The sequence below is a fragment of the Hamadaea tsunoensis DSM 44101 genome (assembly GCF_000428945.1).
Taxonomy (GTDB): domain Bacteria; phylum Actinomycetota; class Actinomycetes; order Mycobacteriales; family Micromonosporaceae; genus Hamadaea; species Hamadaea tsunoensis.
The window spans coordinates 62,080-74,533 of sequence record NZ_AUAX01000035.1 but is presented as its reverse complement, the minus strand read 5'-3'; the positions used below and the strand labels follow the sequence as shown (position 1 = coordinate 74,533).

At 71.2% G+C, this 12,454-nt stretch carries 9 protein-coding genes; 2 read left to right on the top strand and 7 right to left on the bottom strand.

What is annotated here, in order from left to right; all coding sequences use genetic code 11:
* Positions 1-9: 9 nt before the first annotated feature.
* The 5 genes from G401_RS0134515 to G401_RS0134495 all read right to left on the bottom strand — a co-directional run bounded on the left by G401_RS0134515 (position 10) and on the right by G401_RS0134495 (position 6,896).
* The gene (locus G401_RS0134515) at positions 10-939 is read right to left on the bottom strand and encodes a proteasome assembly chaperone family protein (RefSeq protein ID WP_027346084.1); all 930 of its coding nucleotides are present in this window, start codon (positions 937-939) and stop codon (positions 10-12) included.
* A gap of 233 nt (positions 940-1,172) precedes the next feature.
* On the bottom strand, positions 1,173-2,297 hold the full coding sequence (locus G401_RS0134510; protein ID WP_034593993.1) for a Glu/Leu/Phe/Val dehydrogenase dimerization domain-containing protein: 1,125 nt from the start codon (positions 2,295-2,297) through the stop codon (positions 1,173-1,175).
* A complete protein-coding gene (locus G401_RS0134505; protein ID WP_211240926.1) occupies positions 2,294-3,871 on the bottom strand; it encodes a 5-guanidino-2-oxopentanoate decarboxylase in 1,578 nt (525 codons plus the stop codon). The genes G401_RS0134510 and G401_RS0134505 overlap by 4 nt, the downstream gene beginning before the upstream one ends.
* A gap of 8 nt (positions 3,872-3,879) precedes the next feature.
* Entirely contained in the window at positions 3,880-5,748 is a 1,869-nt protein-coding gene (locus G401_RS0134500; protein WP_027346081.1) for an acetate--CoA ligase family protein, read from the bottom strand.
* On the bottom strand, positions 5,745-6,896 hold the full coding sequence (locus G401_RS0134495; protein WP_027346080.1) for an acyl-CoA dehydrogenase family protein: 1,152 nt from the start codon (positions 6,894-6,896) through the stop codon (positions 5,745-5,747). The genes G401_RS0134500 and G401_RS0134495 overlap by 4 nt, the downstream gene beginning before the upstream one ends.
* Before the next feature lie 84 nt (positions 6,897-6,980).
* Between G401_RS0134495 and G401_RS0134490 the strand changes: the two genes are divergently transcribed.
* Together G401_RS0134490 and G401_RS0134485 are read left to right on the top strand one after the other, a co-directional pair.
* Positions 6,981-8,129: a cytochrome P450 gene (locus tag G401_RS0134490; RefSeq protein WP_034593992.1), complete on the top strand. Its 1,149-nt coding sequence runs from the start codon at positions 6,981-6,983 to the stop codon at positions 8,127-8,129.
* A gap of 44 nt (positions 8,130-8,173) precedes the next feature.
* Positions 8,174-8,422, top strand: a complete 249-nt coding sequence (locus G401_RS0134485; RefSeq protein ID WP_027346078.1) for a hypothetical protein — start codon at positions 8,174-8,176, stop codon at positions 8,420-8,422.
* A gap of 138 nt (positions 8,423-8,560) precedes the next feature.
* Here the strand turns inward: G401_RS0134485 and aspT are convergent, their stop codons facing one another.
* Both aspT and G401_RS50405 read right to left on the bottom strand, forming a co-directional pair.
* Positions 8,561-10,255 (bottom strand): aspartate-alanine antiporter, encoded by a 1,695-nt coding sequence (aspT, locus tag G401_RS0134480; RefSeq protein ID WP_027346077.1) that lies wholly within the window; start codon positions 10,253-10,255, stop codon positions 8,561-8,563.
* On the bottom strand, positions 10,252-12,423 hold the full coding sequence (locus tag G401_RS50405; protein WP_064741925.1) for a bifunctional aspartate transaminase/aspartate 4-decarboxylase: 2,172 nt from the start codon (positions 12,421-12,423) through the stop codon (positions 10,252-10,254). Before G401_RS50405 ends, aspT begins: the two co-directional genes overlap by 4 nt.
* Positions 12,424-12,454 lie beyond the last annotated feature (31 nt).

Sequence of the window (12,454 nt, the reverse complement as noted above, 5' to 3'; positions counted from 1 at the left end):
GATAGGTGTTTATTCGCCCTGGTCGCGCTTCGAGTGCTCGGCGAGGAAGCGTTCCAGCTCGGCACCCAGCTCATCGGCCGACGGCAGCGGCGTCGACTCGGTCAGCAGGTTGGCCGACCGGCCCCGGGTGAACGCGTCGTACTGCTCCTCCAGCGCCTTCACCACCGCCGCGGCCTGCTGGTTGTCGACGAGCTGGCGCTCGATCTCCGCGCGTACGCGTTCGGACGCCTCGCGCAGCTGGTCGGTCGGCAGCAGCAGCCCGGTCGCCCGAGACACCGAGTTCAGCAGCAGTTCGGCGGCCGGCGGGTACTCGCCCTCGGCCAGGTAGTGCGGCACGTGGGCGGCATAGCCGAGCGCGTCGAGGTTCTGCTGGCCGAGCCGGAATTCGAGCAGGTTCGTCACGCTCGCCGGTACGCGTACGTGGTCGATCCAGGGCTCGTGGCCGGCGATCAGCTCGGGGCGCGTCCCGTGCGCGGTCACCCCGGCGGGCCGCGTGTGCGGCACCGACATCGGGATGGCGTGGATGCCGACCGTCGCGCGTACGCCGAGAGTCTTGATCAGGGAGACCAGCGCGGCGATGAAGCGTTCCCACTGCATGTCCGGCTCGGGGCCGGTGAGCAGGAGGAACGGCGTGCCGTCGTGATCGCGCAGCGCGTGCAGCTGGAGCTTGGGGTCGTCGTAGGACTCCCAGTGGTCGGCCGCGAAGTCCATGAGCGGCCGCCGCGCGCGGTAGTCGAGGAGCTGGTCGACGTCGAAGGTGGCGACCGCCGACTCGCCGGGCAGCGCGGGTTCGAGGACCTCCAGCAGGTGCTCGCGCGCCAGCCGGCCGGCGCCGCCGGCGTCGATGAAACCGCTGAGGGCGTGCAGCAGCACGGGCCGGCCGAAGTCGAAGTCCTTCGCCGTGGGCGTCAGCTCGAACAGTTCCTGCGGGTCTCGCACGGTCACAGCCTTTCACGGACAATCGCTATACGGCACACAACATGTACGCCAGGTGATCCATTCCCCGCAATTCTGCCTCGCGCGGCCCGCCTTCTCCCAGACTCGTCCCAGCGCTCGCGCACGCTCCTCCCAAGATCGCGCTTGGATCAGGTTTGCGCACGTAATCATGGGCCAAGATTCGGGTGATTTCCCTGATCCAAGCGGGATCTTGGAGGGGGTGAGGGGCGGGGAGTTCAGCCGAGGGCGGAAGCGATCTCCAGCGCGGCGGCCCGGGGCGTGCCCCCGGCGGCGGCCGAGCGCTGCAGGACGGCGTCGGTCAGACCGCCCAGCACAGCCGCGATCTTGGCGAACGCGGCCGCCTCGGTCGGCTCGATGTCGCCGAACAAGGTCCACCACCACCAGGCGTTGGTTGCGACATTGGCCACGAAATCCGGCAAAACAGTCACACCACGCGCGGCCAGCGCCGCCTCGGCCTCGGGCGTCGTGGCGCAGTTGGCCGCCTCCACCACCAGCCGTGCCCGTACGCGGCCGGCGTCCGGTTCGGTGATCGCATAGGAGATGGCCGCCGGGACGAGGAGTTCGCAGTCGACGTCCAGCCAGTGGCCGTCCGAGACCGTGTCGGACGCCCGCAGTGACGAGCGGTCGATCCGGCCGAAGGAGTCCCGCGCGGCCAGCAGCCGCTCGACGTCGAGGCCGGCCGGGTTCACGACCAGACCGAGATCGTCCGCGATCCCGACGACGGCGACGCCGGACCGGGCGAGATAGCGCGCTGTCGCCCCGCCCATCGACCCGAACCCCTGGATCACGGCCCGCACCCCAGCACGGCCGCGCAGAGCGGCGAGCGCGCACACGGCCACGCCGTAACCGCCGACGAGATCGGCCAGGCTGATCCCGTCCACGTCGACCGCGAACCCCGCCTTGACCCGGCCCAGCCCCTCCTCGGGATCGGGCAGCAGGCGCAGGGCCGCGTCGATCGTGGACCGCAGCCCGATCTCGCCGGCCAGCTCGTCCAGGACGTCCTGGCGTACGCCGAGGTCCTCGCCGGTGGACCAGACCGTCTCCAGCAGCGGCCGCATCGCGATCAGGTACCGGTGCAGCACGCCCCGCGCCTCGGGATCGTGCGGCGAGCAGTCGATGCCGCCCTTGCCGCCGCCGAAGGGCTGATAGCGGTCGCCGGGTACGCGTACCACCGCCTCCTTGAGCGTCATGCCGCGGGCGAGATCGCGTACCTCGTCGAGGGTGCAGCCGTCCCGCATGCGCAGACCGCCGCTGGACGCCCCCTGCCGGAGCCGGTCGATGACGAGGAAGCCCTTGCGCCCAGTCACCTCGTCGGTCCAGACGACTTCCAGGTAGCTCACGGACTGCTCTCCTCGATCACCAGCACGGTCGGCCCCGGATGCTCCAGGCTCGCCTTCACCAGGCGGGTCAGGTCGGCCGGATCGCTGACGGCGTACGCGGCCCCGCCCAGGGCGGTCGCCAGGCCGATCAGGTCCGGCACCGGCAGGTCGACGCCGATCGGCTCGAAGCCGGCCGCCTTCATCTCCGCGCGGATCTGCCCGTAGCCGCCGTTGGTGAAGACCACCACCGGCAGCGAGAGCCCTTCGGCCGCCGCCGTCGCGAGCTCCTGGCAGGTGAACATGAAGCCGCCGTCGCCGCACAGCGCCACGACCGGCCGCCGCGGCCGGGCCGTCTTCGCGCCGATCGCCGCCGGCAGCGCGTACCCGAGGGTGCCGAAGCCCGTGGGGAAGCCGAAGGCGCCGGGCTCGTGCACCGGCAGGTTGCCGAGCGCCCCGTAGTAGCAGGCCATCGCATTGTCCGCGAGCACCAGCGCGCGCTTGGGCAAGGCCCCGGCCAGCGCGTCGAGCCAGCCCGTCCACCGCTCGCCCTCGGCCCTGGCCTCCGCCTTCACCTCCAGGGGTACGCCTGCCCCGGCGCTCGGTTTCCCCGCGGCGGCCGCCTCCTTGAGCACCGGCAGCAGATCGTCCAGTGTGGAGGCGGCGTCGGCGCAGATCGGCAGCGTGGGGCGGGCGTTGACGAGCAGCTGCGCCGGGTCGAGGTCGATGCGGATCAGCTCGCCGCGCAGCTGCGGCGGTCCGGCCCAGAAGTCGCTCGGCGCGATCTCGGTGCCCACGGCGAGAACGCAGTCCCGCTCGGCCAGCCAGTCCATCGCGGCCGGCAGGTGGACGGCGGCCCCGACGCTCAGCGGGTGCGTCTCGGAGATGACGCCCTTGCCGTTGGCCGTGGTGAGCACGCCGGCCTGCAACCGCTCGGCGACCGCGAGCACCTGGGCGGCCGCGCCCCGGGCACCGCCGCCGATCAGCAGGCCGGGCCGCTTGGCCTGGTTCAGGGCGGCCGCCGCCTGCAGGATCTGCCAGTCCTCGGCCGAGCGGCGGCGTACGCGCAGCGGTCCCGCGATCGTCACCTCGGCCGGCTCGTCGAGCAGGTCGAGCGGGATCTCGACGTGGACCGGGCGCGGCCGCTCGGCCAGGAAGCCGGCGAAGATCTGGGCGATCGTGACGGTCAGCTCGGCGTGGCTCGTCACCCGGTACGCGTCGCGGACGACCCCGGACAGCGCGCGCTGGGCGTCGATCATCTCGTGCAGCGCCCCGTTGCCGCGATGGGGATGGCGCAGCGGCGCTCCGGGCGACACGACGAGCACGGGCACCGAGTCCGAGTACGCCTGCGCCACCGCGGTCGCGATGTTGAGCAGCCCCGGCCCGCTGGTGACGACGGCGACCCCGGGCCGGCCCGACGTACGCGCGTAGCCGTCGGCGGCGTACCCGGCGCCCTGCTCGTGCCGGGGCGTGACATGGCGGATCTTGGACGACGCCAGGTGCCGGTAGATCTCCAGGTTGTGGGTCCCGGGGATGCCGAACACGGTGTCGACCTTGTGCGCCGCGAGGCTCGCCACCAGCGTCGCGCCCCCCGTCATGGTTCTGATCATGAGAAATTCTCCCAGTGGCAATCGAGCGCGGTAACCCCCCGCTCGGTCACCAGAACCGGATTGAGCTCCAGTACGCCCAGCCGCGGCCGGTCGACGAACGCCCGGCCGACCGCGACGATCAGCGCCGCCAGCCCTTCCGCGGCGAGGGCCGGCAGACCGCGATATCCGTCCAAGAGTGGCCCAACACCCGATGCCCTGACCAGTGCCAGCGCCGCCGGTTCATCGACGGGCGCCCACGCGACGGCCGCGCCGCCGGTCAGCTCCGCGCGTACGCCGCCGGGGCCGGCCAGCACGACGGGGCCGAACGACGGGTCGCGGCGGCCGCCGACGATCATCTCGATCCCGGTGGACCGGTCGATCTGCTGCTCGACGGCGTACGAGGGGGCCGCCGGGAGGTTCGCGAAGGCGGCGATGAGCGCGGCCGACGACCGGACGTCGAGCGCCACGCCGCCGTCGTCGGACTTGTGCGCCCGGCCCAGCGCCTTGAGGACCACGGGATAGCCGATCCGCCCGGCCGCGGCCAGCGCCCCGGTGACGTCGCGTACCTCCGCGGCGCGCGGGAACTCGACGTCGGGCAGCAGCGCCCGGCCCGACAGGTACGCGTCACCCGGCGGCAGATCGTCCACAGCGGACGGACGCGGCAACGGCCCGGGTACGCGCCGGGAACGCGTACCGGCGCAGGAGACGGCGGCCAGGGCGTGCTCGGCGGCCGGCCACACCGGTACGCCCGCCCGTTCGAGACGCTCCACGGTGGCGGAACGGCCGGCGAAGCTGTGCACGAACAGCGGTACGCGTACCGCCGCCAGCTCGTCGGCCACGGCGGCCTCGGTCGCGGCGAGGGTGGGCTCGTCGGTCGCGTACCCGCCGAAGTATCCGGTCAGCAGGACGCCGTCCACGGCACCGGAGGCGGCCAGGTCCGACACCGCCCGGGCGTAGTTGTGCAGGTCCTTCTCGCCGGACCCGGCCAGGTCCACCGGCGGCACGGGGACCTCCAGGCCGGCTTCCTCGGCGAGGTCCGCCGCCACGATCCCGTGGCCGCCGCCGTCCGCGACGATCCCGAGCCGGCGTACCGGGCCGGGCAGCGACCGGGCCCGGCAGGCCTCGACCAGCTCGGTCGGCGTACGCACGAGGCGGACCCCGGCGTCGCGGCACACCGACGCGAGCACGGCGTGGTCCGACGACAGCGCGCCGGTGTGCGACCCGGCGGCCGCCGCCCCGGCCCGCGAACGCCCGCCCGCCAGCAGCACCACGGGAATCCCGCTGTCCACTAGCGACGCGCAGCCCGCCATGAGCGCCCGGCCGTCGGAGAAGTCCTCAAGATAGAGGGCGACCACGCGCGCGTCGCCGTGGTGCCCCAGCAGGTCGGCCGCCCGCAGATCGACGCAGTCCCCCAGCGAGGCGAACCGGCGGAAGCCCAGCCCGCCGCGACCGGCCAACGCGCCGATCTCCAAGGCGAGATTGCCGCTCTGGGAGAACAATGCGATGTCCCCGGCTGGCAGCGATCCCCACACCAGACTCAGCCGCTCGACGGAATCGAAGACACCGAGACAGTTGGGACCGAGCAGGACCGCCCCCGCCTCGCGTACCCGGGCAAGGAGAGAAGGAGACACGACGGCGCCGGCGGTGATGCCGATGAGAGCCTTCGCACCGGCGGCCAGGGCGCAGTCGACGGCGGCCTCGAAGGAGGGTGCCGGCACCGCGATCACCGCGAGTTCGACGGCGTCCGACAGCGACAGTGAGCGGCCGACGAGCTGAACCGGACGGCCGGATCCCAGGGCGCCCTGGGCGAGCTGGCGACCCCAGCTTCCCACGCGGGAGGAAGCGCCGAAGACGGCGATCGACGCGGGCGCGAAGAGCGACCTCATCGCAGGCCGCGGGCGATCACGAGGCGCTGGATGTCGGAGGTGCCCTCCTCGATCTCCTCCAGCTTCGCGTCGCGCATCCACTTCTCGGCGAGGAACTCGCGGGAGTAGCCCCAGCCGCCGAGCGTCTGCACGGCCGCCCACGAGCAGAACATCGCGGTCTCGCTGGCGGTGAGCTTGGCCATGGCCGCCTCGGTGGTGCTCGGCAGGCCCGCGTCGAGGCGCCGGGCGGCCCGCCAGACCAGCAGCCGGGCGGCCTCGATCCGGGTGGCCATGTCGGCGAGCCGGAAGGCGACGGCCTGGTGCTCGATGATCGGCTTGCCGAACGCGGCGCGCTCGCGGGCGTAGCCCGTGGCGAGGTCGAGGCAGGCGCGGGCGAGCCCGGTGGCCGAGGCCGCGAGGACCGTGCGGGAGATGTCGAACGTCCGCATCAGCCCGGCGAAGCCCTGGCCCTCGGCGCCGAGCCGGTCCTCGTCGGGGACGTAGACGCCGTCGAGGAAGATCTCGGTGTTGACGATCGCCCGCTGGCCCATCTTGCGCATCGGCGCCCCGAACTCCAGCGCGTCCTTGCGGGCCAGGAAGGCCGTGACGCCCTTCGACCGGGTGCCGGGCGCGACCGTCGCGAAGATCACGTAGAACTCGGCCACGCCGCCGTTGGAGATCCACGCCTTCTGCCCGGTGAGCCGATACCCGCCCGGTACGCGGTCCGCCCGCGTCGTGATCGCGGCGGCGTCCGAGCCGGTGCCGGGCTCGGTCACGGCCAGCGCGGTCATCGGCGGGTCCGCCCCCGTCAACGGGCGCAGCCAGCGCTCCCGCTGGTCCGGCGTACCGAGTTCGAGGACGGGGTCGGCGAAGAAGCCGTTGGCGGTGAGCAGGTTGCCGATGGCGGCGTCGGCGAAGCCCAGTTCCTCCTGCACGAGGCACTGGGTGAACACGTCGGTGCAACCGCCCCCGCCCAGCTCCGCCGGGAGCATGAAGTCCGTGATCCCGGCCACGGCCGCCGCCCGCCAGAGATCCCACGGCGTCTCGGTGTCCGCCTCGTCGACGGCCCTCGCGCGGGGACGGATCTCGCGCGTACCGAAGTCACTGCACAGATCCAGCAGGTCACGCTGGGTGTCGGTCAGTGGAACCAGCTCGGTGGGCAGGCTCATCCGGCACCCCTTTCCTGATCGGCGAGTCAGTACACCCGGTGGTCGGTGCGGCTGTCAACGCGTCGCCCGGATACGCTCGGCGACGTGCTGTTTCGTCCGTGGGAGGAGTCCGGGACCGGCGTCTCGGCCCAGGTCGACCACACCGGGCACACCCACGTGGTGGTCGCGGAGCACGCCCTGGTCAAGGCAGTCCTCGCCGACCCGGTCACCTTCGCACCGGACAACGCCCTCGACGCGGTCACGCCGATCCCGGTCGCCGCGCTGCGCGTCCTGGCCCGGCACGGCTTCCGGCTCCCGCCGACCCTCGCCAACAACGGCACGCCGTCGCATCCCGGGATCCGGCGGATCACCGCCCAGGCACTTCATCCCGTACGCGTCGCGGCGCAGCGGGATTGGCTCACCGGCGTGGTCCGGCGCCGGATCGGCGTACTCGCCGCCCGCCTGCGGGCCGGGGAACCGGTCGACCTCTACGCCGATCTGACCGCCGACCTCCCCCTGCTCGTGCTGGCCCGGCTGGTCGACCTGCCCGACACCGACATGGCCGTCGTCAAGGAGTTCTCCCGGGCGGCCCTGGAGCTGTTCTGGGCGCCCGTCTCCCGGGAGCGGCAGCTGGACCTGGCCGGGGTGGTCGGCGCGTACCACGAGGTGCTGCGCAAGCACGCGGCCACGGCCGGCGGGATGATCGCGGAGCTGCGCGAGCTCGGCGACCCGGACCTCGTCGTCGGCGCACTGTTCTTCCTGCTGGTCGCCGGGCAGGAGACCACGTCGCAGTTCCTGACGCTGCTGCTGCACCGGCTGACCCGCGAACCCGCGATCCTGGCCGGACTGGCGCGGGGTTCGATTGATGTAGACGACGTGGTTGAGGAGGGCCTGCGGCTGGTCCCGCCGATCACGACCTGGCGCCGGGTGGCCGCCGCCGACACGACGATCGGGGACGTCCCCGTCGCCCGCGGCACCTCGATCGTGCTCTGGCTGTCCGAGGCCGGCCGCGATCCGGCGGTCACCGACCATCCCCACGCCTTCGAGCCCGGCCAGCGGGGCTCCCGGCGGCACCTCGCGTTCGGCGCGGGCGCCCACCGCTGCGTCGGCGCGCAGTTGTCCCGCATGGAATCCGCCGTGGTGGTCGCGGAGGCCGCGGCCCTGCTGCGGAACGTGACCGTGCTGCACGAGCCGTGGTGCCCGGACAACCTCAGTTTCCGCATGCCCGACGCTTTCGTCATCGCGAAGCGCTAGCGTTGGCTTGACCTGGGGTTCCGTCTATACGAAGGAGCCTTGCCATGCGCACATCCACGAAACGCACGGTGGCCCTGGCGGCCGGGGTGCTCGCCGTGGCCGCCGGAACCGGGTACGCGATCCACCGCAGGCGCCGGCACGGCCGGACCGAGATCCTCGACGACACCGAGTTCAGCGCGGAGATCGACGTGGAGGTGGACGTCGACAAGATCGGCGACACCGCCGGGCTGCCGACCGAGGGCCGCCTCCCCGAGGAGGTACGCGGCGACTTCGACAAGATCCGCGCGTCCTGACCCACCCGCCCGTCGGCCGGTCGGCCCGTCGCCCGCGACCCCAAGATCCCGTTTGGATCAGGGTTCTCACCCGAATCTTGGCCCATGATTCGGGTGATTTCCCTGATCCAAACGGGATCATCGGTCGGTGCGGGTCGGTCAGTTGAGGGCGCCCGTCATGGCCACGACGATCGGGCCGAGCAACGGGAGCACCACATTGGACAACGCGTACACGATGGTGTAGCTCATGAGCGGCGTGGCGTTGCCCGCCGCCTGCTGGACCGCCGTGGCGGCCGGGGTCGAGCACTGCTGGCCGGCGACGGCGCCCAGGGTGAGCGGCGCGGGCAGCTTCATCAGCTTCCAGGCCACGAAGAGCGAGATCGTCGCCGGGATCAGCGTGACCAGGATGCCGGCGATCGGCAGCGAGATGCCGTACTTCTTGATCAGGTCGACCGCCTCCGGGCCGGACGAGAGCCCGACCGCGCAGATGAACGTGGCCAGGCCGAGGTCCTTGACGACCTGGGCCGCCGCCGGGTGGTACTGGCCGTAACGCGGGTTGCGGGCCCGCAGCCAGCCGAACGCCAGGCCGGACAGCAGGCAGCCGCCGCCGGTGCCCAGCGAGAGCGGGATCGAGCCGAGCGGCACCTCGATCTTGCCGATGAGCATGCCGACGATGATGCCGATCGAGATGAAGATGACGTCCATCTTCACGGTCGGATCGATCTTGAAGCCCACCCGCGGCACGAACTTGTTCAGGTCCCGCTTGCGGCCGCTGAACGTGAGCGTGTCCCCCTCGTTGATCTGCGTACCGTTCTGGATCGGGAGCACGTGGTCGAGCCGGGTGATCTTCGTCAGGAAGACGCCGTGCCGCTCGTCGCGGGGAATGGCCTCCCGGATGTCGCCGAGCGTCTGCCCGCCGTAGCCCTTGGTCGTCAGGATCACGTCCTGCACGTCGAGGTCGATGTCCATCCCGGCGATCTCGGCCCGCTCCGGTCCCACGATCGTGTCGCCGTCGAGCAGGTACTCGCGGCGGCCGTTGAGCAGGATGACGTCGCCCGCCTCCAGCGGTGTCGTCTCGGTGAACTCGACCGTCTCGCCGCCGCGCCGCACCTGTTCCACCGCGACGACGTCGCCGAGCGAGGACTCGACCTGCCCGACGGTCCGGCCGGCCGCGACGGTCACCTCGTGCGCCCGGCCGACGATCTCCGGCAGCGCCTGGGCGGCGCCCTCCTCGTCCCCCGATCCGCCGCCGAGCTTCTTCCACAGCTTGTCGGCCTCCTCGCGCAGATTGATCTTCATGATGGCCGGCGCGAACTGGCTCGTCAGCAGCACGATCGTGATCAGGCCCATGATGTAGGAGATCGAGTACGCCGTACCGACGTTGGCCTGCAACAGCTTGATCTGATCGGGTGGCAGGTCGAGCTTGCCGATCGCATCGGTCGCGGTACCCACCACCGCCGATTCGGTCGCACCACCGGCGAGCAGACCCGCCGCGGTGCCCTGGTCGAGGTTGAGGACCACGGTCGCGATGGCGACGACCACGAGGATCGTCACCACCTCGATCGCCGTGAAGATGCCGTAGCGCAGGCTCGCCCTGTTGAGGCTCGCGAAGAACGAAGGCCCCGACATGTACCCCAGCGTGAAGATGAACATGGCGAACGCGATGTTCTTCACCTGGCTGTTGAGGGTCACGCCGAGCATGCCGACGAAGATCGCGACGATCAGCGTACCGGCGACGCCGCCGAGGGAGATCTTCCAGAACCTGACCTTGCCCAGGGCGAAGCCGAGGGCCAGGCAGACGAAGAGGACCAGGCCCTCGACCGAGTTCAGGAGGTCAGTCAGCCAGTCCTTCATCGCTTCTTGGCCACCGCCTTCTTCGCCGCGGTCTTCTTCGCCGTCGTCTTGGCCACGGCCTTCTTCATCGGGGCGGCCTTCTTGGCCGGTGCCGTCTTGTTGGCCGGTGCCGTCTTCTTGGCCGGTGCAGCCTTCCTGGCGGCGGCCGTCTTCTTGGCGGGAGACGCGGTCACCATGGTCTTCTTCGCGGGAGCCTTGGCCGCGAGCACCTTCTTCGCGGGCACCTTCGCCGCGGCCTTGGTGGCCTTCGCCGCGCTCTTCGTGGCCGTCGCCCCAGCCCTGGCCGCGGTCTTGGTCGGGGTCTTGGCCGCCGTCCTGGCCCCGGTCTTGGCACCGGCCGTGGTCGCGGTCTTGGTCGTGGGTGCCTTCCGCGCCGGGGCCGACTTCGCGGCCCCCTTCGTGGCCGGCCGGGTCGCGGCGGTCTTCGCGGCCGCCTTCCGCGGCGGCTTGCCGGCGACCGTCTTGGCCGGCTGGATCATCGTGGCCATCCCGCCCGCCATCATCGCCTTGCCGCCCGCGGGCGTCTTGGCCGCCGCCCGCGGGCGCTTCGTCTTGCCGGACTTCTGGAACTCGGCGAAGTAGCCCTCCATGACCTCGCGCAGCCACGAACCGATCTGCTCGTACGCCTCATAGCGCAGATTGGCCAGGCTGACCCGGACGCTCCACTCGGGACCGTCGAAGCCGCCGCCGTTGAGCAGGACGACCGATCCCTTCTCGGCGAGCCGGAACACGGGGTCCACGGGTTCGAAGCTGCCTTCGAGCCACTCGGCGAAGTCCGCGCTGATCCAGCGGCGCGCGTAGTTCAGCAGGTCCAGCTCGACGTAGTAGTGCGCGGCGGCCGGATCGCGGGGCAGGGTGACGCCCATGCCCTTGGTCAGGGCGTGCATCCGCCGCATGATGATCGTCTGGCAGACCTGCTTGTAGTCGTCCTGCTCGTCGAGCAGGGCGAACAGGCTGAACATGGCCATCTGCACCTGCTGCGGCAGGGAGAGGCCGGCCGTGTGGTTGAGCGCCACCTGCCGGGAGTCGGCCACGATCCGGTCGATGAACTTGATCTTCTCGGGCGCCAGCGAGAGCGTGCTGTAGCGCTCGTTCAGCTCGGCCTTGCGCCGGGCCGGCAGCTTGGCCAGCTTGCCCTCGAAGATGTTGTCCCGGTTGACCGCGATCACGCCGAGCCGCCAGCCGGTGCAGCCGAAGTACTTGCTGAACGAGTAGACGCCGATCGTGTTGCGCGGCACCGCCGACATGAGCGACTCGAAGCCGTCCACGAAGGTGCCGTAGACGTCGTCCGTGATGATCGTCAGGCCCGGGTTGCTGGTCTCGGTGATCCGCTTGATCTGGTCGCGGGTCTTCTGCGCGAGCGCCACCGAGGGCGGGTTCGACGGGTTGACCAGGAACACCGCCTTGATCTTCGGATCGGCCAGCTTCTCGATCTCGGCCTCGTCGTACTGCCACGTGTGGAAGCCCTCCTCGCCGTAGCGGGAGGCCTGCAACTCCACCACGTCGAACCGGTACCGCTCCAGATGCGGGATCTCCAGGTAGGGCGTGAAGATCGGCGTCATGATCGCGATCGTGTCGCCCTTGTTCAGGATGCCGTTGATCACGGCGGAGTCGAACAGGTAGCACATCGCGGCCGTGCCGCCCTCGACGGCGTACAGGTCGAAGGGCTGGTCCGGCTGCCGCCCGCCGCACATCTCCTTCACCAGGTACGCGTGCACGACCCGCTCGACGTGCGAGAGCATCCGGTCGGGTTCGGGGTAGTGGTCGCCGATGACCGAGTCGGTCAGCTCCCAGACCCACGCGTCCTTGTCGAAGCCGAGCTTCTTGACGCCGTACTCGATCGCGCGGCCCAGCATGTCCGCGCCGGGCTGGCCGGCGTTGGCCCGGATGAACTCGTCGAACCGGCCCCCGATGCCCTTCTTCTGGGGCATGCCGCCGACGCCGTCCCACTCGTCCCAGTCCAGCCGGGACTCGGCGATGCCGAACCGGCCGAGCAGGAAGAACGCCTCCCGCGGCTCGGTCGCGATCCAGTTCGGGTTGCCCCGGCCGGCGTTGAGCATGGTGATGGCGTTGAGCTTGACGTTCTCGTCGGCCAGCTCGATGAGCGAGTTCTTCAGCTCGAAGGGGCTCAGACCCTCCAGTCGCTTCTGCTCGGCTCTCGTGGTCATGGTGCTTTCCCCCCGTGGCTATGTGGTGCGT